Annotated in this window: 22 protein-coding genes; 9 read left to right on the top strand and 13 right to left on the bottom strand. The window is 66.9% G+C overall.

All coding sequences use genetic code 11. The features are described 5' to 3' along the window. The first annotated feature begins 146 nt into the window (after window positions 1-146). The 5 genes from ACF3ND_RS00340 (at window position 147) to ACF3ND_RS00320 (ending at window position 5,753) form a co-directional block, all read left to right on the top strand. A complete protein-coding gene (locus ACF3ND_RS00340; RefSeq protein ID WP_394063151.1) occupies window positions 147-1,718 on the top strand; it encodes an ABC transporter substrate-binding protein in 1,572 nt (523 codons plus the stop codon). Window positions 1,719-1,871: 153 nt separating this feature from the next. Next, the gene (locus ACF3ND_RS00335) at window positions 1,872-2,858 is read left to right on the top strand and encodes an ABC transporter permease (protein WP_394063149.1); all 987 of its coding nucleotides are present in this window, start codon (window positions 1,872-1,874) and stop codon (window positions 2,856-2,858) included. 1 nt (window position 2,859) lies between these two features. Beyond that, complete coding sequence (locus ACF3ND_RS00330; protein ID WP_394063147.1) at window positions 2,860-3,774, top strand: ABC transporter permease; 915 nt, start codon at window positions 2,860-2,862, stop codon at window positions 3,772-3,774. A 3-nt stretch (window positions 3,775-3,777) separates the two neighbouring features. Then, a complete protein-coding gene (locus ACF3ND_RS00325) occupies window positions 3,778-4,752 on the top strand; it encodes an ABC transporter ATP-binding protein (protein ID WP_394063145.1) in 975 nt (324 codons plus the stop codon). Further along, window positions 4,749-5,753: an ABC transporter ATP-binding protein gene (locus ACF3ND_RS00320; protein ID WP_394063143.1), complete on the top strand. Its 1,005-nt coding sequence runs from the start codon at window positions 4,749-4,751 to the stop codon at window positions 5,751-5,753. Before ACF3ND_RS00325 ends, ACF3ND_RS00320 begins: the two co-directional genes overlap by 4 nt. A gap of 480 nt (window positions 5,754-6,233) precedes the next feature. On the opposite strand, the gene ACF3ND_RS00315 is transcribed toward ACF3ND_RS00320, so the two are convergent. The 6 genes from ACF3ND_RS00315 to ACF3ND_RS00290 are packed head-to-tail and all read right to left on the bottom strand — an operon-like array spanning window position 6,234 to window position 11,554. Then, window positions 6,234-6,944, bottom strand: coding sequence for an energy-coupling factor ABC transporter ATP-binding protein (locus ACF3ND_RS00315; protein ID WP_394063141.1), 711 nt, complete (start codon window positions 6,942-6,944; stop codon window positions 6,234-6,236). After that, complete coding sequence (locus ACF3ND_RS00310; protein ID WP_394063139.1) at window positions 6,941-7,630, bottom strand: CbiQ family ECF transporter T component; 690 nt, start codon at window positions 7,628-7,630, stop codon at window positions 6,941-6,943. The genes ACF3ND_RS00315 and ACF3ND_RS00310 overlap by 4 nt, the downstream gene beginning before the upstream one ends. Then, window positions 7,630-8,229 (bottom strand): cobalt transporter CbiM, encoded by a 600-nt coding sequence (gene cbiM / locus ACF3ND_RS00305; RefSeq protein ID WP_394063138.1) that lies wholly within the window; start codon window positions 8,227-8,229, stop codon window positions 7,630-7,632. Before cbiM ends, ACF3ND_RS00310 begins: the two co-directional genes overlap by 1 nt. Window positions 8,230-8,238: 9 nt before the next feature. Continuing rightward, the gene (locus ACF3ND_RS00300; RefSeq protein WP_394063136.1) at window positions 8,239-8,745 is read right to left on the bottom strand and encodes a hypothetical protein; all 507 of its coding nucleotides are present in this window, start codon (window positions 8,743-8,745) and stop codon (window positions 8,239-8,241) included. Continuing rightward, a complete protein-coding gene (locus ACF3ND_RS00295) occupies window positions 8,745-9,443 on the bottom strand; it encodes a DUF4198 domain-containing protein (protein ID WP_394063134.1) in 699 nt (232 codons plus the stop codon). Before ACF3ND_RS00295 ends, ACF3ND_RS00300 begins: the two co-directional genes overlap by 1 nt. 26 nt (window positions 9,444-9,469) lie before the next feature. Next, complete coding sequence (locus tag ACF3ND_RS00290) at window positions 9,470-11,554, bottom strand: TonB-dependent receptor (protein WP_394063132.1); 2,085 nt, start codon at window positions 11,552-11,554, stop codon at window positions 9,470-9,472. A gap of 352 nt (window positions 11,555-11,906) precedes the next feature. Between ACF3ND_RS00290 and nikR the strand changes: the two genes are divergently transcribed. Next, entirely contained in the window at window positions 11,907-12,368 is a 462-nt protein-coding gene (nikR, locus tag ACF3ND_RS00285) for a nickel-responsive transcriptional regulator NikR (protein WP_394063130.1), read from the top strand. Window positions 12,369-12,426: 58 nt separating this feature from the next. Here nikR and panD read toward each other — a convergent pair whose 3' ends face one another. After that, window positions 12,427-12,984 carry an aspartate 1-decarboxylase gene (gene panD, locus ACF3ND_RS00280; protein WP_394063128.1) on the bottom strand — a complete coding sequence of 186 codons (558 nt, stop codon included), beginning with the start codon at window positions 12,982-12,984 and terminating at the stop codon, window positions 12,427-12,429. Window positions 12,985-13,255: 271 nt separating this feature from the next. Between panD and ACF3ND_RS00275 the strand changes: the two genes are divergently transcribed. After that, on the top strand, window positions 13,256-14,032 hold the full coding sequence (locus tag ACF3ND_RS00275) for an ABC transporter ATP-binding protein (protein ID WP_394063126.1): 777 nt from the start codon (window positions 13,256-13,258) through the stop codon (window positions 14,030-14,032). 3 nt (window positions 14,033-14,035) lie between these two features. On the opposite strand, the gene ACF3ND_RS00270 is transcribed toward ACF3ND_RS00275, so the two are convergent. Then, window positions 14,036-14,650 carry a flavin reductase family protein gene (locus ACF3ND_RS00270; protein WP_394063124.1) on the bottom strand — a complete coding sequence of 205 codons (615 nt, stop codon included), beginning with the start codon at window positions 14,648-14,650 and terminating at the stop codon, window positions 14,036-14,038. Window positions 14,651-14,802: 152 nt separating this feature from the next. On the opposite strand from ACF3ND_RS00270, the gene ACF3ND_RS00265 reads away from it, so the two are divergent. Next, complete coding sequence (locus ACF3ND_RS00265) at window positions 14,803-15,780, top strand: AraC family transcriptional regulator (protein ID WP_394063122.1); 978 nt, start codon at window positions 14,803-14,805, stop codon at window positions 15,778-15,780. Window positions 15,781-15,816: 36 nt separating this feature from the next. Here the strand turns inward: ACF3ND_RS00265 and ACF3ND_RS00260 are convergent, their stop codons facing one another. From ACF3ND_RS00260 to ACF3ND_RS00240, 5 genes are all read right to left on the bottom strand, one after another. Next, window positions 15,817-17,409 (bottom strand): phytoene desaturase family protein, encoded by a 1,593-nt coding sequence (locus tag ACF3ND_RS00260; protein ID WP_394063120.1) that lies wholly within the window; start codon window positions 17,407-17,409, stop codon window positions 15,817-15,819. Window position 17,410: 1 nt separating this feature from the next. Beyond that, entirely contained in the window at window positions 17,411-17,998 is a 588-nt protein-coding gene (locus ACF3ND_RS00255; RefSeq protein WP_394063118.1) for a flavin reductase family protein, read from the bottom strand. Window positions 17,999-18,016: 18 nt separating this feature from the next. After that, window positions 18,017-19,261, bottom strand: a complete 1,245-nt coding sequence (locus tag ACF3ND_RS00250) for a styrene monooxygenase/indole monooxygenase family protein (RefSeq protein ID WP_394063116.1) — start codon at window positions 19,259-19,261, stop codon at window positions 18,017-18,019. A gap of 161 nt (window positions 19,262-19,422) precedes the next feature. Further along, the gene (locus ACF3ND_RS00245; RefSeq protein WP_394063114.1) at window positions 19,423-20,205 is read right to left on the bottom strand and encodes an SDR family oxidoreductase; all 783 of its coding nucleotides are present in this window, start codon (window positions 20,203-20,205) and stop codon (window positions 19,423-19,425) included. Window positions 20,206-20,227: 22 nt separating this feature from the next. Then, window positions 20,228-21,115 carry a transporter gene (locus ACF3ND_RS00240; RefSeq protein WP_394063112.1) on the bottom strand — a complete coding sequence of 296 codons (888 nt, stop codon included), beginning with the start codon at window positions 21,113-21,115 and terminating at the stop codon, window positions 20,228-20,230. A 359-nt stretch (window positions 21,116-21,474) separates the two neighbouring features. Here ACF3ND_RS00240 and ACF3ND_RS00235 point away from each other — a divergent pair, with 359 nt between their 5' ends. Further along, the gene (locus ACF3ND_RS00235; protein WP_394063110.1) at window positions 21,475-22,845 is read left to right on the top strand and encodes a DUF6056 family protein; all 1,371 of its coding nucleotides are present in this window, start codon (window positions 21,475-21,477) and stop codon (window positions 22,843-22,845) included. Window positions 22,846-22,890 lie beyond the last annotated feature (45 nt).

Genomic DNA, 22,890 nt, shown 5'->3' with positions numbered 1-22,890 from the left:
TAAATTACATAAAACGAGCTTTTCACTGAAATCATGTAATGAGCTTATCTGACTTATAGCTGAAATTACGTATTGAGTCGGCTTGTGTGGCTCATATACTATGCAGCCACTCGTCAGCGAACCACACACCCCACAAGGAGGTTTTCATGAAAAAAACACTATTGGCCGCCGCACTGGCGGCCCTGGTCGCCGTACCCCTGGCCGGCCATGCCAAAACGCTGAGATGGTCCAGCCAGGGCGACTTCATGACCCTGGACCCGCACGCCCAGAATGAAAACCTCATCATCACCGGCAGTTCCTATGTGTACGAGCCGCTGGTGGATTACGACAAGGACTTCAAGATCGTGCCTTCGCTGGCCACGTCCTGGGAGCAGCGCGAACCCACCGTCTGGCGCTTCAAGCTGCGCGAAGGCGTGAAATTCCACAACGGCGAACCCTTCTCGGCCGACGACGTGGTGTTCTCCATCCATCGCGCCCTGGCGCCCACCTCCAACTTCAAGGCCTACGTGAACGGCATCGACAAGGCCGTGAAGGTGGACGAGCACACGGTGGACATCATCACCACCGCCCCCAACCCCGTGCTGCTGCGCCAATTGACCAACGTGTTCATCATGAACAAGGACTGGTCGGAAAAGAACAACGCCGCCCAGCCGCAGGACTTCAACAAGAACGAGGAAACCTATTCCGCGCGCAACACCAACGGAACCGGCCCCTACAAGCTGAAGTCGCGTGAAGTGGACGTGCGCACCGTCTTCGTGGAAAACGAGCAATGGTGGAACAAGGACAAGAAGATCGGCAATGTCACCGAAGTGATCTACACCCCGATCAAGCAGAACGCCACCCGCACGGCGGCCCTGCTCTCGGGCGAAGTGGACCTGGTGCTGGACCCGCCCGCCCAGGACCTGCAGCGCCTGCGCCAGCAGGCCAAGATCGTGGAAGGCAACGAATACCGCACCATCTTCCTGGGCCTGGACCAGAAGAGTCCCGAACTGAAGTACAGCACCATCAAGGGCAAGAACCCCTTTGCCGACCAGCGCGTGCGCGAGGCCCTGTACCTGGCCATCGATACCGAGGCCATCAAGAAGGCCGTGATGCGCGGCTCCTCCGCCCCCACCGGCACCATGATCGCGCCCCAGGTCCATGGCTGGACCAAGGAGCTGGCCCAGCGCGTGCCCTACGACCTGGACAAGGCCAAGCAACTGCTCAAGGACGCCGGCTACGAGAACTCCCTGTCCTTCACGCTGGACTGCCCGAACAACCGCTACATCAACGATGAGGCCATCTGCCAGGCCGTGGTGGGCATGTGGGCCAAGGCCGGCGTCAAGGCCAGCCTGAACGCCATGCCGCGCGCCACCTACTTCCCCAAGGTGCAGAACTACGACACCAGCGCCTACCTGTTCGGCTGGGGCGTGCCCACCTTCGACGCCCTGTACACCCTGCAAAGCCTGATGCACAGCAAGGGCGAAGGCGCCGACGGCTCCTTCAACTTCGGCAACTACGAGAACGCCGAGGTGGACAAGCTGATCGACCAGATCAAGACCGAGACCGACACCGCCAAGCGCGACGCGGCCATCCACAAGGTCCTGGAGATCCACGCCAAGGAATTCGGCCACATTCCCCTGCACGACCAGATCATTCCCTGGGCCATGGCCAAGAACGTGGACGTGATCCACCGCGCCGACAACCGCCTGTCCGCCCAGTGGGTGACCATCAAGTAAACCCGTCCCGCGCCCGCCCCGCATCCGGGGCGGCGCACCTGTCCTGCCGCCGCAGGGAGCCATGCCCCCCATTGCGCAATCCATGGACGAATTCAAACTATAAAGACAACACTGGGGTCGCGAGTGATCCTCGCATTCCACCAGGAGCAGCCTATGCTGGTATTCATCATCCGCCGCCTGATCCAGGCGGTCCTCGTCATGCTGACGGTCAGCCTGCTGGCCTTCGTGCTTTTCCGCTACATCGGCGATCCGGTCACCATCATGCTGGGCCAGGACGCCACTGAACAGGATCGCATCCAGTTGCGCGCCAGCCTCGGGCTGGACCAGCCCGCGCCCGTGCAGTTCACCCGCTTCGTGAGCCAGGCGGTGCAGGGCGAGTTCGGCCTGTCGCTGCGCCAGGCCCAGCCGGTCTCCACACTGCTCAAGGAACGCCTGCCCGCCACCGTGGAGCTGTCCGTGGTGGCCGCCTTCCTGGCCCTGCTCATAGGCCTGCCGCTGGGGGTATACACCGCCCTGAAACGCAACGGCTTCCTCGCCCAGAGCGTGCTGGCCTTCTCCCTGCTGGGCATCTCGCTGCCCACCTTCCTGATCGGCATATTGCTGATCCTGGTCTTTTCCGTGCTGCTGGGCTGGCTGCCCAGCTACGGCCGAGGCGAGGTGGTGCGCCTGGGCTGGTGGAGCACGGGCCTGCTGACCTGGGACGGCATCAAGCACCTCATCCTGCCGGCCATCACCCTGTGCCTGTTCCAGCTCACGCTCATCCTGCGCCTGGTACGCTCGGAGATGCTGGAAGTGCTGCGCGCCGACTACATCAAGTTCGCCCGCGCCCGCGGCCTTTCGCGGCGCGCCATCCACTTCGGACACGCCCTGAAGAACACCATGGTGCCGGTCATCACCATCACCGGACTGCAGCTGGGCGGCATCATCGCCTTCGCCATCGTGACCGAAACCGTCTTCCAGTGGCCGGGCATGGGCCTGCTCTTCATCCAGGCCGTGCAGTTCGCCGACATCCCTGTCATGGCGGCCTACCTGTGCCTGATCGCCCTGGTCTTCGTCATCATCAACCTGCTGGTCGACCTGCTGTACTTCCTGGTCGATCCGCGTCTGCGCTCCCAGTTGTCGGGCGCCAAGGGGCATTGACATGAGCGCCAGCCTGAAACGCGCCTGGAACAGCGACCTGGTCTGGTCGTGGCGCCATTCCCCCATGGCCGTCGCGGCCACCATCCTTACGCTGCTGCTGTTCATCGGCGCCCTGGGCGCCCGCTGGATAGCGCCCTTCGACCCCTTCGACCTGGCCTCCATCAACCTGATCGACGCGCTCAAGCCGCCCGTCTGGGCCGCCGACGGCGAGGCCCGCTACCTGCTGGGCACCGACAGCCAGGGCCGGGACCTGTATTCCGCCCTGCTGTACGGCACGCGCACCTCGCTGTTGATCGGCCTGGCCTCGGTGCTTCTGTCCATGCTCGCGGGCATCGTGCTGGGCCTGGTCGCCGGCTACGCGGGCGGACGCGTGGATGCCTTCATCATGCGGGTGGCCGACGTGCAGCTGTCCTTCCCGGCCATCCTGATCGCGCTGCTGATCGACGGCGTTGCGCGCGCCGTCTTCCCGCTGAACATGCACGATGCCATCGCCTTCCCGGTGCTGATCGGGGCCATCGCCCTGGCCGGCTGGCCGCAGTACGCCCGCACCGTGCGCGGCTCCACGCTGGTGGAGAAGAACCGCGAGTACGTCCAGGCCGCGCGCGTCATCGGCGTGTCCGCGCCGCGCATCATGTTCAGCCACGTGCTGCCCAACGTGACGGGGCCCGTGCTGGTGCTGGCCACCGTGCACCTGGCCACCGCCATCATCACCGAGGCCACCCTGTCCTTCCTGGGCGTGGGGGTGCCGGCCACCTCGCCCTCGCTGGGCACCCTGATCCGCATCGGCAACGACTTCCTGTTCTCCGGCGAGTGGTGGATCACCATCTTCCCCGGCGCCATGCTGGTGCTACTAGTGCTGTCGGTCAACCTGCTGGGCGATTGGCTGCGCGACGCCCTGAACCCCAAACTGAACTGAACCATGACTGCCTTATTGACTGTCCAAGACCTGTGCGTCGAATTCCCGACCCGGCATGGCGTGCTGCATGCGCTCGATCATGTGTCGTTCTCCATCAGCGCCGGCGAAGTGCTGGGCGTGGTGGGGGAATCGGGCGCCGGCAAGTCCCTGACCGGCTCCTCCATCATCGGCCTGCTCGATGCGCCGGGACGCATCAGCGGCGGCCAGATACTGCTGGACGGCCAGCGCATCGACAATCTGGACGAAGAACAGATGCGCAAGGTGCGCGGCCGCCAGATCGGCGCCATCTTCCAGGACCCGCTGACCTCGCTCAACCCGCTGTACACCGTAGGCCGGCAGCTTGCCGAGACCATCGTGACGCACCTGCCGCTATCCTGGAAGCAGGCGCGCGAACGAGCCATCGAGCTGCTGGAGGCCACCGGCATCCCGGCCGCGCGCGAGCGCATCGACCACTACCCGCACCAGTTCTCCGGCGGCATGCGCCAGCGCGTGGTGATCGCCCTGGCCCTGGCGGCCGAGCCCAAGCTGATCGTGGCCGACGAGCCCACCACCGCGCTGGACGTGTCCATCCAGGCGCAGATCATCGACCTGCTCAAGAAGCTGTGCCGCTCGCAGGGCACGGCCGTGATGCTGATCACGCACGACATGGGCGTGATCGCCGAGACGGCGGACCGCGTGGCCGTCATGTACGCCGGGCGCGTCATCGAGATCGGCCCGGTGCAGGACGTGATCCAGAAGCCCAGCCATCCCTATACCGCGGGCCTGATGCGCTCCATCCCCAACCTGCACGCCCAGCTGGAGCGCCTGGAGCAGATCCCCGGCAGCATGCCGCGCCTGAACGCCATCCCGCCGGGCTGCGCCTTCAATCCGCGCTGCAGCCGCCGCATGGAGCGTTGCCTGCGCGAGCGCCCCGAACTGATGCCCGTTCCCCCACAAACGCTGGCGGCCTGTTGGCTGCATGAACAGGAGCCCGCATGAGCACCTCCCATCAAGCCCTGGTCCACGTCGAGGACGCCGCCTGCTGGTTCGACGTCTCGCCGCCGCTGCTCGAGCGCCTGGTGTACCGCAAGCCCAAGGTCAGCCTGCGCGCCGTGGACGGGGTGAGCTTCACCCTGAACAAGGGCGAGACCCTGGCCCTGGTGGGCGAGTCCGGCTGCGGCAAGTCCACCGTGGCGCGCCTGCTGACGGGCCTGTATTCACTGACGCGCGGCGACATCCGCTTTGACGGCAAGTCCATCCAGTCCATGGACAAGGCCGAGCTGCAGGCCATGCGCAAACGCCGCCAGATGATCTTCCAGGATCCCTACGCCAGCCTGAATCCGCGCTGGCGCGTGGGCCGCATCATCGCCGAGCCGCTGGTCACGCACACGCGCCTGACGGCCCAGGAGCAGGAACAGAAGGTGGGCGAGCTGCTGACCCAGGTCGGCCTGAGCCCGGCGGATGCGCAGCGCTATCCGCACCAGTTCTCGGGCGGCCAGCGCCAGCGCATCTCCATTGCGCGCGCCCTGGCCATGCAGCCCGAGTTCATCGTCTGCGACGAGCCGACCTCGGCCCTGGACGTCTCGGTCCAGGCCCAGGTGCTCAACCTGATGAAGGACCTGCAGCGCGAGCTGGGCCTGACCTATCTGTTCATCTCCCACAACCTGGCCGTGGTGCACCACGTGGCCGACCGGGTGGGCGTGATGTACCTGGGCCGCATCGTGGAGATCGCCGGCCGCGATGCCTTGTTCTCGCAGCCGCGCCACCCCTACACGCGCATGCTGCTGGGCGCCATTCCCGACATGAGCGGAGCCGGCAAGAGCCGCATCCCGGTGGCCGGCGAAGTGCCCAACCCGCTGAACCCGCCCTCGGGCTGCACCTTCCATCCGCGCTGTCCCCTGGCCAACGAACGCTGCCGCCGCGAGGCGCCGGCGCTGCTGGACACCGCCGGGCACGAAGTGGCCTGCCATGCGGTGCAGGAGGGTCGCAGCGAGCCGTGAATACGGGCTCTTCCTTGATGAATTCACAGGGGGGCTCTACCTGTTCAGAAGCAGGGGAAGCTTGGGGTCGGCTAAGCAATGGCAAGAATGGTCTTTGTGAAGGCGCCATGGCCTTGGGTCACTGCGCTCCATGTCTTGATCACGCTGGCACACCGCCGTTTGGGCCAAGTAAAGCGATGCTGTTTTCTTGAGGGGGGCCGGGGCGGGCCGGCGGGCGAGTCAGGGACTTCGCCGCAGGCAGCACGCCGGAGCGGGAGGCAAGGGGCGTGCTGTTCGAGGAGCACGCTTGCGGTTCGTCCGGGGGACGAACCGCGCTCCGAGTTCACGCCCCGCCCGCTCCGGCGTCCTGCCAAGGGAACCCGTGCGCAGCACGGGCGGAGGACCCAGCCAAGCCGGCCTGCCCCGGCCCCCTTCAAGAAAACCGAGGTTTCCCCCTGCTTGGCCCAAACGGCCCGCCCCACAAAAACACCCTCAAACGAATCAAGCCCGCCGGCGCAAAGGCTGCAGGCCCGGCGCCGGCGTGACGGCGGGGCGAGGGGCCTGCATGTACAGGCTGCGGGTGGCCAGGGCTTGTTCGCAGGCGTCGTCGTGCGTGGCGAACAGCAGGGGCAGGCCGCAGTCGAGCAGGGCCTGCTCCACCTGCTGTGCCGCCCGACGATCCAGCGAGGCCGTGGGCTCGTCCAGGATCAGCAGCCGCGGACGCATGGCCAGCAGGCCCGCCAGGGCCACGCGCCGTTTCTGCCCGCCCGACAGCACGGCGCAGGGGCGCTGCGCCAGCTCGGCGATGTGCAGCGCCTCCAGCACGCTCCAGGCCCGCTCGGTGGCCTGGGCGTCATTCAATCCCAGGTTCAAGGGGCCGAAGCGCACGTCGTCCAGCACCGTGGGACAGAACAGTTGATCGTCGGGGTTCTGGAACATGAAACCCACCGGCCCGCGCAGCACGTCGAAATCGCGCGGCCGCGCCAGGGCGTGGCCCAAGATGCGCAAACTTCCGGCGTGCAGGGGCAGAAAGCCCATCAGAGCCATCAGCAAAGTGGTCTTGCCGGCTCCCGACGGCCCGCGCAAGGCCAGGCGCTCGCCCGGCAGCAGGTCCACATCCAGCTGGTCCACGATGCGCAGCCCGCCCTGCTCGACGCACAGGCCGCGCGCCTCGATCAGGGAATCGGCAGAGGTGTGAGAAATCGGTTTCATAAGGGCATCCATAACAGCAGCGCCAGCCCCATCAGGGCCAAGGCCGCCAGCAAGCCGTCGCGCCGCGCCGGGCCCGCGTCCGCCCGCACGAGGAAGCGGCCGCGATAGGCCCTGGCCTGCATGGCCCGGGCGATGGCGGTGGCGCGGTCCAGGCCGTCCAGGAACAGGTGGGCCAGCAGCAGGCCCAGCGTGCGATAGCTGTGCCGGTCGCTGCGAAAGCGAAAGCCGCGCGCCGCCAGCACGCGCTCCAGGCGCAGGCGCACCTGGCGAATGTCTTCCAGGTAGCGGATCATCAGAAAGGCCACCAGCGCCAGCTTGTCCGAGCGCGTCAGGGCCGCGATGCCGGCCGCCAGCGAATCGGCATTCTGGCGGCGCAGCGCGATGGCGCACAACAGCATGGCCCCATTGGCCCGCGCCAGGGCGAGCAGTCCCAGGTCCAGGCCCGCCGGCGACAGGCTCCAGGCGGAAATGTCCACCGCCAGCAAAAGCAGCATGAACAGCAGCAATATATTGGCCGGGATCAAGCGGCGCAGCAAGGCGCGCTGCTGGCCGCGCCAGCGCCATAGCGCCAGGGGCAGCAGCAGGACGGCCGCCAGGACGCTGCGCGCCAGATCGTGCGAGACGGCCAGCATCAGGCTGCCGGCGAACGCCAGCAGCAAAGGCAGCCGGGCGTCGCGCGCGGCCATCAGGAGCGCAGCAGCGCGAACACGTCCGGGCGCAGTTGCTGCAGGCCGCGCAGGCACAGCGCCGTCACCACCGCCTCGATGGCGACGATGGGCAGGTGGAACACGAACAAGGTTGCAATGGCCTTGGCGAACAAATGGCCGCCGCTCAGGTACAGCAGCACGGCGGCCACGAGCGCCGCGCCACTGACGCCGGCGGCCGCGGCCAGGGCGCCGGCCAGCAGGGGCCGCGTCTGCAGCCAGGGGCGGGCCAGGTAATGGGCCAGCACGGCCGGCAGCCCCATGATGAGCAGGTTGGCGCCCCACACGGCAAAGCCGCCGAAGCCGAACAGGGCCGCCTGCAGCACCAGGGCCAAGGCGATGACGGGCAGGGCGGTCCAGCCCAGCAGCGCGCCCAGCAGGCCGTTCAGGATCAGGTGCACGCTGCCGGGCCCCACCGGCACGTGTATGGTGCCCAGCGCGAAGAACACGCAGCCCAGCATGGCCGCCAGCGGGATGGTGCGCTCGTTCAGGCGGCGCACCGTGGCGGCCACCAGCGCGCCGGACAGGACCAGGCTGCTGGTGACGACGGGAGCGGACAGGATTCCTTCGGATAGATGCATGGTCGACGCCTAGCGGGGACGGCGGCGGCTGAGCCAGTACAGGTACGCGCCCGCCAAACCGACAATGTAGCCGATTCCGCCCACGATATCCGACAGTCGCACGCGCGCCTCCAGGCGGGCGATGTCCTGGCGGATCAAGGCCAGGTCGGCCGCCTGCGCGGCCGGCACGGCCGAGCCCGCCGAGGCGGCGCTGACGGCCACCTCGGCCTGGGCGCGATGGCCTTCCATGCCGTAGGCCACGGCCAGGTAATGGCCGTCGGGGGCGTCCGGCCACGCGAAGCGGCCCTGGGGGTCGGTCTGGGTGTAATGCCTGGGATCGCCGTCGATCGGGCCGGGCTGGGCGAAGAATTCCACCCGCTCGTCCACGGCGGGCGTGCCGTCGGAATAGAAAAGCTGGCCGGTGACGCCCTGCTCGCCGGACTGGGCCGACAGCATCAGGGCGTGGGACCAGGCCGCGCCCGCCCACAGGGCGGACAGGCCCAGCACGCCGGCGGCGAGTCGCTGGACCGTCTTCATCACTGGCCTGCGTTGAAGATCAGGTTGACGGAGATGGAATTCTCGTCGGTCTTGGGATCGCCCTGCACGGGCACGCGGTGGCTGGCGGAAATGAAATTGCGGCCCGGCGTCACGTCGAAGAAGGCCTTGCCCTGCGCGTCGGTCCTGAGCGGGCTGTCCTCGGAATCGTCGATGCCCACGGCCCAGCCGGCGGCCGGCCGCCCCTGGTACAGCACCTGGACCTCGACCTTCTCGCCGGCCTTGGGAGCCTGGGCGTTCAGGGCAAGGATCTCCGCCTCCTGGCCGGCGGGCCGGCCGGCCTGGGCGGACCAGTCCATGATGTATTTGTGATACTTGACCGGATGCGTGCCATGCGTGGCGCCTTTGTTCTCGTCCTTGGCCACATTGATGGTCTTGCCGCCGGGGGCCTTGCTCCAGTAGCCATTGTCGAACACCAGGGTGGCCAGGGCGGGCTCGCCCGCAAAGCTCAGCACCACGCCCTTGTCGGTGTCCTGGCGCTGCACCTGCAGCGCCTTGCCCTGGGCGTCCACCGCCTGGACCTGTTTGACCTTGTCGTTGGCATAGGGCTCGAAGCCGGCCTTGTGGCCGTAGACCACAGCCCAGTTGCCGTCCTGGGGCGCCAGCCAGGCATCATGCGCCTGGGCCAGGCCCGTCAGGGACAGGGACAGGGCCAATGCGGAAAGAAGGCTTTTTTTCATGACAGACTCCATCAATAAAAATCAGGTTAGAACGAAAGCTGGGCGCCCAGCATGACGCTGCGCGGCGCGCCCACGCCATAAAGCGGCTGGCCGGAGATCATGAACGCGCTGGAGGCGTACTTCTTGTCGAAGACATTGGCCACGTTCAGGTAGAGGCGATGCGCGCCCTTGTGCTTGAAGCGATAGCCGAGGCCGGCGTCGAACACGGTGTAGGCGCCCGCCATGCGCTGCTCGCGAAGCTCGGCGTCAGGCACATTGAGCGCCTGGCGGCCCACATGACGCACGGCCGCGAAACCGCCCAGGCCCAGTTCCGGGCGATAGGACACTTCCAGGCGGCTGGTGCTGCGCGGCACATTGGCCACGCGCGCGCCCACGGCATGGGGATCGGGATTGCGCAGCACCTCGCTGTCGGACCAGGCGGTGACGGCGGCCAGATGCCAGTCGGGTACGAACTCCCAGCCCAGGGACAGTTCCACGCCGTCGCGGCGCGTCTTGCCGAAATTCTGCGCCACCCCGCCCACGGTGCCGATCTCGTTGCTGCTGGTCAGGCGATACCAGGCCAGGTCCGCCTCCAGCGAATCGAGCAGGTCGAACTTGGCGCCCACCTCGATCTGGTCGAAGGTATTGGGCTTCAGGTCCACGCCGCGCTTGTAGATGGCTTCCACGGGCGGCAAGGCGAAACCGCGGCTCCAGCTGCTGCGCAGATCCAGCCAGGGAGCCACCTGCGAGCTGAAGCCGATCTTGGGACTGAACTGCTTGTAGCGCTCGGTGGAGGAGCAGTCCTGTCCGTCGGCCAGCTCCCTGCCGCGCACCGAGCACTTGCCCTTGAAGGTATCGAAGCGCAGCCCCGCCGTGGGACGGAACACGGGCGTGGGCACCCACTGCACTTCGCCGAACAGACCGGTGCTGTCCAGGCGGTAGCGGCGGTTGTTGCCGGGCTCCAGCCCCGCGCGCGAGCGCTCCTGCTCGCCGTCGAAGCGCAGATAGTCCGTGGTCTCGCGGTACAGCTCGAAGCCGCTGGTCCAGTTCAGTTCCGAACCGCCGCCCAGCATGTGGCGGCCGTTCAGGTTCATGCCCGCGCCCAGCACGGTGCGCTTGTAGTCATCCTCGCTCTGGCTCCAGGGGCCGTCCGGCGTCGCGTCCTTGGGGTAGGTGGACCAGCGGGTCAAGGTCTGGTGCGTGGCGTAGGCGAAGCTCAGCAGCTTGAGCTGCTCGGACAGGGCATGGTTGACGTCCACCCGGCCCGTGAAGAAATTCTTCTTGCCGCCATCGCCCTGCACGCGCGGATCCACGCTGTAGGGGTCCCGGTCGAAGCGGTCCTGAGTGACATAGGAGCCGGCATCCCACCTGCCGCTGTAGGCGCGCCCCGAAAAAGCGATGTCCAGATCCGGATTGACGAGCCAGTTGTAGCGCGCCGCCACCGTGCCCTTGTCGAAGCGCGAATCAGCGCGGAAACCCTTGCTGCGGCTCAGCTGCATGGCCGCATTGAATTGGCCGGCCTCGTTCTCGGCGCCGACGGCGCCCTGCAGGTCGCCCGTGCCGAAGGAGCCCCCGGACGCGTCCACCTCCTGGTAGTTGCCGCCCTTGCGGGTCTGCATCTCCACCAGGCCGGCACGGTTGAAGTTGCCGTACAGCACGGAGCTGGGGCCTTTGTAGACCGTCATGCGCTCCAGCTCCAGCGGAATGACCACATTCAGGTCCGCGTAGCCGTCATCGTGCGACATGGCTTCGTTCAAGGGAATGCCATCCAGCATGAAGCCCAGGCTGCCGCCATGTCCGCCGCCGCTGAAGCCGCGCACGGAGATCGAATCGGCGATGCCGCCCAGGTTGTAGTTGTCCACGCTGACGCCCGCCACGCGGTTCAGCAGTTCCTGGGGCTGGCGAGCGGCGGAGTCGCGGATCAGTTCCTGGTCGAAGCTCTGGGCCGTGACCGGCAGCACGTCGGCCCGCAGCGCCTGGCCCTTGACCACGATGGCGTCCAGGCGGGCCGCCTCCTGCGCGTGGACGGTCGCGGCCAGACAGGCCGACAGGACGGCGGCGCTCCATGCGCACAGCCGGACGACAGAAACGTGACGCGACATGCCGCCGTCGCGACCCAGGTGCAACAACATCGAAATTCCTTGAGTTCCAGAGAATGACCGGCGGCCTGCCGCGCGCAACGCGCTCGCCCAGAAGGATCAGCACCGGAGCAAATGGCGGCGCATCCCTGCCGGCGGCAGGCATGGCTCCATGCAGCGTATGAAGAATTCATAAAAGTTCATACGGCGGCACAGAATAGCATAGTGGCGGCGGGAATCAATATGCCGCCCCCAAATACGCATATCGGTTTGAATATAGTCCTGATCAGCTTGGCGCAGGGCGTCGCCTCCAACCGCCCATCAGCGCTCTTTGGCCTGCTTTCCCGCGTAAAACGCGTAAAATCGGACATTGCGCCCACGCCCCGAAACCGCCACAAGGAACGCCATGCGACGCCTAACCATTTCTGTCGAGGACAGCCTGGCCGACGCGTTCGATGAACTCGTCCAGAAGAAGAACTACCTGAATCGCTCCGAAGCCTTCCGCGACCTGGTCCGCAAGGAACTGGGCCAGCACGAACTGCAGGATGATGGCGTGGAGTGGTGCGTGGCCACCGTATCCTATGTGTACGACCACCACGAACGCCAGCTGGCCAACCGCCTGACCCAGATGCAGCACGACCATCACGACGTCATGGTGGTCTCCCAGCACATCCACCTGGACCACGCCCACTGCCTGGAAACCGCCATCCTGCGCGGTCCCATCGCCCAGGTGCGCGCCTGCGCGGACGCCATCGTGGCCCAGACCGGCGTGCGCCACGGCCACGTGCACATCGTGCCGGTGCAAGTCAGCGAGCACGCCCACACCCACGGCCACAGCGAGCACGTGCACGTCCAGCCGCTGCGCTAGGCGGGGCCGGAATCATCTGGCAGGAAGGTAAAGCCCAGGCGCCGCCTGGGCGAAGCGGCTAGCCCTGGCGCGCGGGAGCGAAATCCGCCAGGTGGCAGGACAGGATGTCGGCGATGGCGCGGTCGTCCAGGCCGCGCTGGCGCAGGTCGGCCGACAGGGCGTCTATGTCCACGCGGGCCAGTTCGCGTTCGGCGCCGCGGGGCCGTTCATCGCGCACGATGCGAAAGTCGAAGTCCCGCTGGGCGGTCTTGCGCACTTCGTAGTGCATGATCTCGTCGATCTCGTTCTCGGGCGTGAAGGTCAGCACCGTGGGCCGCATGTCGTACAGCTCGGCCGTCTGCACGTACTCGGAAGCGCAGATGATGACCGTGTCGCCCTTCTGGCAGGTGCGCGCGGCCGCGCCGTTGAGCACCACGCAGCGCGAGCCGGGCTCGCCGTAGATCACGTAGGTGGATATGCGGGCGCCGCTGTCCTTGTTCCAGATCTCCACGAACTCCATGGGCAGGATGCCTGCCTTTTCACAGATTTCGGGATCCAGCGTGATGGACCCGTGGTAATTCAGGTCGGCGCCGGTAATCTTGATGCCATGCAGCTTCGCACGGACCACTTTTTTCATGACAACACTCTCTAGGGTGAATCAGTCCGCTTCGGGCGGACTCCTGGAGCCCTGTGGACGCGCCGGCGGCGCGGGCCCCGCAACCCCGTCGGGGGTAAGATGGAGTCTGAATGATAAACCCAGAAGCTTCGCGAAATACGTTTTTATCCACAAATGTTTACGGGAAAACCACAGCCCGGATGATTTTCCTGGGACGCACTCTGTGATGTAATTCCCCTTTCGCGCGCAACGCCCGGCCGACCTTTTTCATTTCCGACACGATACGCCCTCCATGCCCAACCTGCTCATCGAAAACATTCACAAACGCTACGGCTCCCTGGAAGTCCTCAAAGGAGTGTCGCTGAGCGCCGAGCCTGGAGACGTCATCAGCCTGATCGGCTCCAGCGGTTCGGGCAAGAGCACCTTCCTGCGCTGCATCAACTTCCTGGAGACGCCCAGCGCGGGCCGCATCGTCATCAAGGGCGAGGAACTCAAGACCCGGCCGGACCCCAGGACGGGCGAGCTGGCCGTGCAGGACAAGCAGCAGCTGATGCGCCTGCGCACCAGCCTGGCCATGGTGTTCCAGCACTTCAACCTGTGGTCCCACATGACGGTGCTGGAAAACATCATCGCCACGCCAATCCATGTGCAAGGCGTGGACAAGGCCCAGGCCATCGCCAAGGCCGAGCACTACCTGGACAAGGTGGGCCTGTCGCGCGACCTGGCCAGGCAATACCCGGCCTTCCTGTCCGGCGGCCAGCAGCAGCGCGTGGCCATCGCCCGGGCGCTGGCGCTGGAGCCCGAAGTGATGCTGTTCGATGAACCGACCTCCGCCCTGGACCCGGAACGCGTGGGCGAGGTGCTGCGCGTGATGCAGGACCTGGCCGAGGAAGGCCGCACCATGGTGGTGGTGACGCACGAAATGAGCTTTGCGCGCAATGTATCCACCAAGGTGGTCTACCTGCACGAAGGCGTGGTCGAGGAAGAAGGCGCGCCCGAGCAGGTGCTGGTGGCCCCGCGCAGTCCCCGCCTGGCCCAGTTCCTGGCGGCCGGGGACCACCCGCGCTAACGCCTACTTGGGCCGGCGCATGTCGAACAGCGTCGTGTCCGAGACTTCGAAATAATCGCCGGGGCCGCCGCCGCGCAGAATGGGGCGCGGCAGGGCGGTCTGGTAGATGCCGTCCACGATGCAATCGGGCGACACGTGCACGCCCACGACTTCGCCCAGCACCATCCAGGTGTCCAGTTCCTTGCCCTGCGAGTCCTGCAGGCGGAAATGATGCGTCAGCCTGCACTCCAGCGAAGCCGGACTCTCGCCCACGCGCGGCGCGTCCACGAAACGCGATTCCACCGGCGTCAGGCCGGCGATCTCGAATTCGCGCACGTCCTGCTCCAGGCTGGTCTGGTTCATGCGCTCGGCCAGCTCGCGCGTGGCCAGGTTCCAGGTGAACACGCCGGTCTCGATGGCGTTGCGGATGCTGTCCTTGTAGCCCACGCTGGAAAAGGCGATCACCGGCGGGCGGTAGTTGAACACATTGCAGAAACTGTAGGGGGCCAGGTTCAGCACGCCCTGCGTGCTCTTGGTGCCGATCCAGCCGATGACGCGAGGGCCGACGATGGAACTGATGGGGTCATGACGCAGCCCATGGCCTTGCGTCGGCTCGTAGAAATGAAAATCTTCCTGCACGGTTCTCTCTGTTGTTCGTCAAGGAATGCACCTCGGGAAATCCCGATGGCCCACGATATACTTTACAACTAAAATATAACTGCTGCAAACCGTTGAAACTCAAGGTTTTGCCTACAAACCCTGCCTTCCTGAACCATCCAGGCGCACGAATCATGCAGAACACCACCACACAATGGGCCTGTTTCGCATCCGGTGACCTGGAGCAGGTGCGCAATTCGGTCAGCGACTTGATCAAATCGCACCAGCTCAGCCAGTTGCGCGCCGACCAGACCCTGCAGACCCGATTGCGCCACGCGCAGTTCGGCCAGGTGGCGCTCAGCCGCCTGGGCTATGGCGCCGACGTGCACATCCAGCCCGAGCACCTGGCCGGCTTCTACCTGGTGCAGATGCCGCAGTACGGCACCGCCCGCGTGCGCTGCGGCGGACAGACCGTGGAGTCCGCCCCCGACACCGCCACCATCCTCAACCCCAACGAGGACGTGGACATGGTCTGGCACGCCAACAACGAACAGCTCATGCTCAAGATAGACCGCAGCCTGGTCGAGCAGGCCGCGCGCGGACTGGGGCTGGACGCGGGCCCGCAAGGGCTGGTCTTTCCGGTGCGCCTGCAGGCGCACACCCAGCCTTCCTGGCAGATCATGCTGCGCTTCGTGCTGGACTGCGCCCGCAACTCGCAGGACATCCTGCGCTCGCCGCTGCTCGTCAGCCAGCTCGAACAGCTGACCGTGACCACGCTGCTGGGCCTGCATCCGCCCGCCCAGGCCCGGCGCCAGCCGCTGGGCCGCGTGCTGCCGCGCCATCTGAAGAAGGTGGAAGCCTACCTGCAGGACAAGGCCCACCTGCCCATCACGGTGGACGAGCTGAGCGCGGTGGCCGGGGTGAGCGCACGCACGCTGCAGCAGGCTTTCCGCGACCATTACGGCCTCAGCCCCATGCAGTACCTGCGCCAGGTGCGGCTGGACCGGCTGCGCCACGAGCTGATGCATTCGGACCAGGTCCACCTGTCCCTGGCCGACCTGGCCATGCGTTGGGGCTTCGCCCACCAGGGCCGCTTCAGCGCCGAATACCGCAGCCGTTTCGGCGAGACGCCGAGCCAGACCCTGCTGCGCGTGCGGGGCCTGCAGCACTGAGGCGGCCGGCCCCCGCCTGACACCTCCGGACCTGTTCTAGCCCTTCAGGATGCGCTGCGCCGCCAGATAGCCCGACTGGCCGCCCAGGCCGGGACCGGGATGCACTGAAGCCCCGATCTGGTGCAGGTTGCGCCAAGGCGTGGCGCCGCTGCGGGCCTTCTTGTGGCCGGCGAACGGGCGCATGAAGAAGAACTGATCGGGCGAGCACACGCCGCTGTAGGGATCGCCGCCCACCAGGTTCATGTTCAAGGACTCCAGATCGGCGGGGCTGAAGCTGCGCCGGCCGATGATCTTGCCGGCCAGGCCGGGCATCACGGTTTCCAGGCGCGCCTGCACGCGATCGGCCATGGCCTCGCGCACCGCCTCGGTCCAGCGCCCGCCGGGCGGCACGGCGATCTGTCCCGCCTCGTCACCCTTGATGCGCGCGGGCAGCTCCTGCATCTGCACCCACAATATCCAGTGCCCATCGGGGGCGCGGCTCGCATCCACCGCCACCGGCTGCCCCACGGCCAGGGTGGGGCGGGCCGGCAGGTAGCCGTTGTTGGCCATGACGACCGAGGCGCAGACCTGCTCCATGCTTTCGGTGACATGCACCATGGGCACGCGGGCCAGCTCCGGATCCACCCAGTCGGGCGGAGAATTCAAGGCGAAGTGGATCTGCATGCCGCCGCGGCCATAGTGATAGTCGCGGGCCGACTGCTGCAGGGCGGGCTCGACCTCGGGCAGCAGCTCGCCGTAGAGCTGGCCGGGCGTCACATTGCAGACCACGGCGCGGCGCGCCCGATAGACCTGCGCGCCCACGCTCACGCCCGTGGCCTTGCCGCCCTCGACCAGTACGCGGTCCACATGACGATCGGTCAGCACGGCGCCGCCGGCCTGCTCGATGAGGCGGGTGAAAGCCTGCACGATGCGCGCGCTGCCGCCCTTGACCACCGGCATGCCGCCGCCGACCACGGCCCCGAAGGTCAGCTTGCCGATCAGGGCAGAGCTGGCTTCGTCCGGACCCAGGCCGCTGTGCAACACCCAGGGCGCGATCATGGCGCGCGCCAGATCCGTGCGCAAGTCGCGCAAGGCCCAGCGCCGGAAACTCTCCAGCGCCTGCGAGCCGAAGGCCAGCAGGCCGTCCAGGCCGCGCTCGCGCCAGGCGCCGAACACCAGCCTGGCCATGGGCCAGCGGTAGGGTTCACCGCCCAGCAGGCCGAACACCAGGCCGGCGTCCGGACCGAACATGCGCGCCGCCATGGCGCCCAGGGCGTCGCCCTCGCCAGGCGCCAGGCTGTTGAAGCGGCGCACGGTATCGTCCATGTCCTGGCGCAAGGCCAGGGCCGGGCCGCCGGGAATGGCCAGGCCGGTGCTGTACTGGCCCTGCGCGAACTCCAGGCCGGCCGCCGCCAGGGGGCCCGAGAGCGCCGCATAGGAAGCCCCGCCCATGAACAGCGGATACCAGCTCGAGAGCACGTCGTGCGTAAAGCCCGGAAACAGCTCCTCGGTGCGTATGCAGCCGCCGGCCACGGCATTGCGCTCCAGCACCGTCACCTTCAGGCCCCGCTGGGCCAGCAGGGCCGCGCAGGTCAGGGAGTTCATCCCGCTGCCGACGAGGACCACGTCGGCGCTGTGCGCCTCGCTCATGTCAGCGGTCTCCCTGCGGGGTGGACAGGGTCGCGAAGCGGCCGCGATGGAAGACGGCCGGCTCGTGCTCGGTCAGCGTGTTGTGCCGCACCACCCGGCCGATGAACAAGGTATGGTCGCCGCCTTCGTGCTGGCGGTAGTTCTCGCACACGAAAGTGGCTACGCAATCATCGATCAATGGCACGCCTTCCTCGCCGTCCATGTGCGAGACCAGCGCGAACTTGTCCTTGACCTGCGAGTTGGCGAAGCCCAGGGCCACGGGCACCTGCTCCTGGCTGATCACGTTGATGGCGAAGTGGCTGCAGTTCTGGAAAATCTCCAGGCTGGGGGAATGGTTCACCAGGCTCCACATCACCAGCGGCGGCTCCAGCGACAGGGAGGTGAAGGAATTGATGGTCAGCCCCACCGCCCGGCCATCCGGACAGCGGGTGGTGACGATGGCCACTCCGGTCGGGAAATGGCCCAGCGCCTGGCGGAAAGCGCGGCTGTCGATCACGTTCGGGCCGCCCGCGGACTGGGCGCGGGGCCCGGCGGCCAGTACGGGAGCCGGCTCGGGCGAAGGACGTTGCAGCGTAGCGGTCGGGGTCATGATGCTTCTCCTCGTGTATCAGGCGGCCACGGTCTGGCTCGCGCTCTGGGCAATCAGTTGCTGCGCCGCGCCCATGTCGTCCCAGGCGGGGAACAGCACGGGCGGGTGGTTGAAGGCGTTGGCCAGGAAATGCGCTAGGCGCGGATGTTGCTGGGCGGACGTCAGCAGGGCGAAGGACTGCTCGGTAGGCGGCACCAGCATGGAATTGGTCCAGCGCACCACCAGGTTCGCGTAGTTCCAGTAGCGATCGAACGTGGCCTGCATCCAGGCGCGGTCGAAGGCGCCCTCGCCGTGCTCCAGTATGCTGTCCAGGTAGACCTGAGCGGCCTTGGCGGCGTTATTGGAACCCTGGCCGGTGATGGGGTCGTTGACCACCACGGCATCGCCCAGGCCCAGCACGATACGGCCCGAGGGCAGCGTCAGCACGGGCTTGCGCACCGTGGGAGGGAAGGCTCCGGACAGGTAGCCCTGCACGTCGGTCAGTTCCACGTTGCGGGCGCGGTCGGCCTCCCAGGGCAGGAAGTCGCGCAGGAAGGACAGGCTCTGCTCCAGGTGCGCCTCGGGCGTCTTGGCATCGCGGAAACGGTCCAGCGGGCCGCCGGGCACGCCTTCGAACACCATAATGTCGCAGGGGCCGGACAGGGTCAGGGAAGGGAACACGAAGTATTCGCCCACGCCCGGGATGAAATTGAAGGACACGCGCGAATACTCGGGCGTGGGCTCCAGGCCGTGCACGTAGGTCAGGGCCAGGGCGCGCTGGGGCTTGTCATAGGGGGAACGGTCGGCGTCGCGCTCGAACAGCTTGACCACCTCGCCCTTGCCGGCGGCCAGCATGGTCAGGTCGTATTCCTGCGTGATGCGCTCCAGCTCGGCCACGCCCACGTCCTCCAGGACCAGCTTGCCGCCGCGCTGCTCGAACAGCTCCAGCCAGTATGGCATCTTGACGCGCTGGTCGGTGGCCTGCGCCTCGCGGTCCAGCCGGCCGCTCCAGTCCACCGCCTTGGTGTCGGGCTGCTCGGGATTGGGCAGGGCGAAGCCGATGCCCTGGACGGGCGGGCATTCCTCGTCCCAGAAATTCAGGCCCAGGCGGCGCTCCACGTCCAGAGCCTCGGCGAACATGCACTGGCTGGACATCACGCGGCCGCGGCGCACGTCGTCCGGGCTGCGGTTGGTGAACACGGCCACTTCATAGCCCTTGGCCAGCAGGCCGAATGCAACGGGCATGCCGGCCTGGCCGGCGCCCACGATAGCAACTTTACGCATAATGATTTCCTTCTAGAGAGTGAAGAACTCCGGCTTCCTGTCCGGAGCCTCTTCGCCATGATTCATGGGACGCTTGCCGCGCCACAGCGATCCCGCCTTGCTTGACCCGGCCGTAAACGGCGAGGTTTGCGCGAGGGCGCGGGGCCGGGCGGGGGCGCTCGCTACTCGGCCAGCTTGGGGATGGCCGGCACGTTCTGCTCGGGACCCATGGCCGAATAGCCGCCGTCCACGGCATAGTCGGCGCCGGTCACGAAGCTGGCGGCGTCGGACAGCAGGAAGGCCACGACTTCGCCCACTTCCTGCGGGTCGCCCACGCGGCCCAGCAGGTGGAAGGCGGAGGCGACGCGATCGGTCTTGGCGCGATCGCCGCCGGTCAGCTCGTCCATCACGCGCGACCAGGTCCAGCCGGGCGAGACGGAATTGACGCGGATGCCGTCGGGGGCGAAGTCCATGGCCATGCTGCGCGTGAGCTGCAGCAGCGCCGCCTTGGACACGGGGTAGAGCCAGCGTCCGGTCTGGGCGATGGACGAGGAAATCGAGGTGAAGTTGACGATGGAACCGCCCCGGGGCAGCAGGGGCCGCACGGCCTTGGCGGCCTGCACGGCGCTGACCAGATTGATGTCCAGCGCCTTGAGCCAGTCCGCGCGGCTCGAGGCCATGCCTTCGTCCAGGTAGGAGCAGGCCAGATTGACCAGGCCGTCCACGCGGCCGAAATGCGCCTGCACCTGCTGCGCGGCGGCCTCGAGGCGGGCGTCGTCGGTGATGTCCGCTTCCCAGAACCTGGCGCGCGCCTCGTCCGCGCCCACCGCCTTGCGTCCGCCGACCGCATCGATGTCGAACACCGCCACGCGCGCGCCGTAGCCCAGCAGCACCTCGACCACGCCGGCGCCGATGCGGGTCGCCCCGCCAGTCACCACGAATACCTTGTCCTTGAGTCCTTTCATGTCACTCTCCTGCTTCGGGCCGTCAGAACGGCACCGCCACTTTCACAAAAAACTGCTTGCCTTCGGGGCGGCCGCGCACGCCCAGGTCCTGCTGGTACTTGGCGGTGATCAGCAGGCCCTTGTCGTTGGCGTAGCGGATGCTGGGGCCGATGGCGAAGGCCCGGGCGCGGCCGTCCCCGGCCAGGGGGCCGCGGTCGCGCTCGATCTGCTGGTAGGCGTAGCCGCCCACGCCCACCACCAGGCCGTTGCCCAGCCCCCAGCCCAGGGCGTAGTCGGCATGGATGGCCTTGCCCGTGCGGGTGTCGGTGTCGCGATTGCGCATGTTGATGTCGAACATCACCTTCAGGTCCGCGTTCAGGCCGCTGGGCTGGATGTAGCTCAGGGCGGCGGCGGGCTGGATGGCCCAGTAGTTGCGGCCCAGGTTGGCGCTGTCATTGACGTCGTAGCGGCCCGTGGGCGCCACGAAGTCCACGCCCAGGATGTAGTGCAGCTTCTCGCTGGGATGAAAGCCCAGGGCCGGGCCGAACACCACGTCGCCCAGGCCGCTGCGGCGCTGCGACTGGCCCGCGGCCTGCGCCTTGACGGTCAAGAGCGGCGCCAGCGCGTGAAAGGCCAGTTGGCCGCCCAGCACCTGCTGCTCCGTCACCCACACCAGGCGCGGCGCGATCACGCCCACGTCCACGCGGAAGTCCGGAATCGGCAGCTTGTCGCCATGGCGATCGCGCACCGAGTCGTAGCGCATGGCCCCGCCATAGATCAGCGCGTGCACGCCGGGCGGCGGCAAGGCGCCGCTCATGTAGTTCTCCAGGCCGTCCGGATAGACGGGCAGGCCGTTGCCTTCGATGGCCCAGGCCGAGCCCGCGCCCAGCGAACCGGCCGCCAGCAGGGCCGCCATTGCGTTCTTTTTCATGCCCCCCATGTCTCCACTCCTTTTCTTTTTGGGTTTGACAGTGAGGCCCATGGTAGGAGCGCATCCAAAGCGGGTATATCCACTTTGCGCAGCGCCTGGCCGATAAACGCAGCAACACGCAAAAGCAGGGAAAACCCCAATCTTGTTTAGGCTTAAAGGAGCAGGCGCCGCGCCGGGCAATGATGCGCGCCGGCACGCGTCCAGAACCGCCCGTCCCGGCCTTTAAACGGCTGTCAGCGAAACTCACTCGCCAAGGCAGTTACGTAATAAGGAATATCACCGGCGATTTCACGAATGAACGGTTAAATGAAATCCAATACGGTAGTCTGCGCCCTTGGGCCATTTTCCAGCGAATCACCATGAGTCATCCCCTCGCCGCCACCTCTCCCAGCATCGGCACGCCCCGCCTGCGCGCGCGACTTTCAAACCGCATCGCGGTCTGCCTGGCGGTGTTGGCCCTGGCGGCGACCTGGGCGCTGAACTGGCTCACGCCCATGAGCTCCGACGACTTCAGCTACGCCAATAAAGGCGTGTCATGGGATGCGGTCTGGCGCCACTACACGGGCTGGAGCGGGCGCCTGGTCGCGGATACGCTGTCCAGCTGGATGCTCAACCTGGAGCAGACCTGGGTGGTCGCCATGCTCAACACCATGGCCGTGGCCGGCCTGTCCCTCATCCTGGCCGCGCTGGGGGCCCGCCTGGCCGGCCGGACGCTGCGGCCGCAGCTCGTATTGCTGGTCTTCTTTCTTTACTGGCTCGCCAACCCCGACCTGGGGCAGACCACCTTCTGGGTCGTGGGCGCCGCCAATTACCTGTGGCCCAATGTCTTCAACTTCGGCTTTGCGCTCGCCTATCTGTGGCGTCTGCGGCAAGGCTCCACGCCGCTCTGGCTGGCCGCGGCCCTGGCCCTGCTGGCCGTGCCGGCCGGCTGTTCCAACGAAAACACCGGCATCGTCACCTGGTGCCTGCTGGCCTGGCTGACCTACCGCCATGCCCGCCAACGCCCCCTGGGCGCATGGCCCCTTGTCTGGCTGCTGTGCATGGCGGCCGGCATTGCCATACTGCTGCTGGCGCCGGGCAATCAGATCCGCGCCGAAGCCTTCGACCACTGGTACAGCCAGCCCGCGCTCGGGCGCGCCTGGGACCATTTCAGCCGCCGCTTTCCCGACGCCATGCTGCGCTACGCCGGCGTCTTCCTCATCCTGGGAGCGTGGCGCCTGCATGCCGGCCCGCCGTCCCCCAAAACCCGGCGCGCAATGGCTCTGCTGGTCGGCGCCTCCTGCCTGGCCAACGCCATTCTGGTCCTGGCGCCCAATATTCCGAAACGGGCCCTGAATGGCGGATTCATGTACCTGCTGGTCGCGCTGTCCCTGTATGGGCACGACCTGCAGGACAAGGCGGCGCTCTGGCGGCGCAGCCTGTCCGTCACGCTCGCGGCCTGCGCCCTTGCATGGCTGCTGTCCAGCGGGCTCATGCTGCGCGCCTATCACGGCGCCTGGCAGCAGGACCAGGTCCGCAGGGCCATCATCGCCGACGGGCTGGAGCGCAAGCTGGCCCGCATCGAAATTCCCCAGTACCACTTCCGGCGCACGCTGCGCTCCCGGGACCGGTTCGACACCTTCTTCGACGGCAGCGCCCTGGCAAGCTACTACGACAGCACGGCCACGATCGTCGAATACCCCGTCAAGGAACACTACGACCTGCACAAGCCGCCGCAACGCCTGGAATGAAAAAAACCCCGCGACCCGAAGGGCGCGGGGTTCATCCAGCCATGC

Source organism: Alcaligenes sp. WGS1538 (assembly GCF_043187505.1).
Taxonomy (GTDB): Bacteria; Pseudomonadota; Gammaproteobacteria; order Burkholderiales; family Burkholderiaceae_B; genus Alcaligenes.
This window is presented reverse-complemented; position numbering and strand designations above follow the sequence as displayed.

Excerpts from the sequence above, each read along its gene's own strand:
- ACF3ND_RS00315 (WP_394063141.1), bottom strand. The coding sequence starts at position 6,944 with ATGAAACCGATTTCTCACACCTCTGCCGATTCCCTGATCGAGGCGCGC.
- ACF3ND_RS00310 (WP_394063139.1), bottom strand. The coding sequence starts at position 7,630 with ATGGCCGCGCGCGACGCCCGGCTGCCTTTGCTGCTGGCGTTCGCCGGC.
- ACF3ND_RS00300 (WP_394063136.1), bottom strand. The coding sequence starts at position 8,745 with ATGAAGACGGTCCAGCGACTCGCCGCCGGCGTGCTGGGCCTGTCCGCC.
- ACF3ND_RS00340 (WP_394063151.1), top strand. The coding sequence starts at position 147 with ATGAAAAAAACACTATTGGCCGCCGCACTGGCGGCCCTGGTCGCCGTA.
- ACF3ND_RS00240 (WP_394063112.1), bottom strand. The coding sequence starts at position 21,115 with ATGAAAAAGAACGCAATGGCGGCCCTGCTGGCGGCCGGTTCGCTGGGC.
- ACF3ND_RS00325 (WP_394063145.1), top strand. The coding sequence starts at position 3,778 with ATGACTGCCTTATTGACTGTCCAAGACCTGTGCGTCGAATTCCCGACC.
- ACF3ND_RS00235 (WP_394063110.1), top strand. The coding sequence starts at position 21,475 with ATGAGTCATCCCCTCGCCGCCACCTCTCCCAGCATCGGCACGCCCCGC.
- ACF3ND_RS00255 (WP_394063118.1), bottom strand. The coding sequence starts at position 17,998 with ATGACCCCGACCGCTACGCTGCAACGTCCTTCGCCCGAGCCGGCTCCC.
- ACF3ND_RS00320 (WP_394063143.1), top strand. The coding sequence starts at position 4,749 with ATGAGCACCTCCCATCAAGCCCTGGTCCACGTCGAGGACGCCGCCTGC.
- ACF3ND_RS00295 (WP_394063134.1), bottom strand. The coding sequence starts at position 9,443 with ATGAAAAAAAGCCTTCTTTCCGCATTGGCCCTGTCCCTGTCCCTGACG.
- panD (WP_394063128.1), bottom strand. The coding sequence starts at position 12,984 with ATGAAAAAAGTGGTCCGTGCGAAGCTGCATGGCATCAAGATTACCGGC.
- cbiM (WP_394063138.1), bottom strand. The coding sequence starts at position 8,229 with ATGCATCTATCCGAAGGAATCCTGTCCGCTCCCGTCGTCACCAGCAGC.
- ACF3ND_RS00290 (WP_394063132.1), bottom strand. The coding sequence starts at position 11,554 with ATGTTGTTGCACCTGGGTCGCGACGGCGGCATGTCGCGTCACGTTTCT.
- ACF3ND_RS00250 (WP_394063116.1), bottom strand. The coding sequence starts at position 19,261 with ATGCGTAAAGTTGCTATCGTGGGCGCCGGCCAGGCCGGCATGCCCGTT.
- ACF3ND_RS00245 (WP_394063114.1), bottom strand. The coding sequence starts at position 20,205 with ATGAAAGGACTCAAGGACAAGGTATTCGTGGTGACTGGCGGGGCGACC.
- nikR (WP_394063130.1), top strand. The coding sequence starts at position 11,907 with ATGCGACGCCTAACCATTTCTGTCGAGGACAGCCTGGCCGACGCGTTC.
- ACF3ND_RS00275 (WP_394063126.1), top strand. The coding sequence starts at position 13,256 with ATGCCCAACCTGCTCATCGAAAACATTCACAAACGCTACGGCTCCCTG.
- ACF3ND_RS00330 (WP_394063147.1), top strand. The coding sequence starts at position 2,860 with ATGAGCGCCAGCCTGAAACGCGCCTGGAACAGCGACCTGGTCTGGTCG.
- ACF3ND_RS00265 (WP_394063122.1), top strand. The coding sequence starts at position 14,803 with ATGCAGAACACCACCACACAATGGGCCTGTTTCGCATCCGGTGACCTG.
- ACF3ND_RS00260 (WP_394063120.1), bottom strand. The coding sequence starts at position 17,409 with ATGAGCGAGGCGCACAGCGCCGACGTGGTCCTCGTCGGCAGCGGGATG.
- ACF3ND_RS00335 (WP_394063149.1), top strand. The coding sequence starts at position 1,872 with ATGCTGGTATTCATCATCCGCCGCCTGATCCAGGCGGTCCTCGTCATG.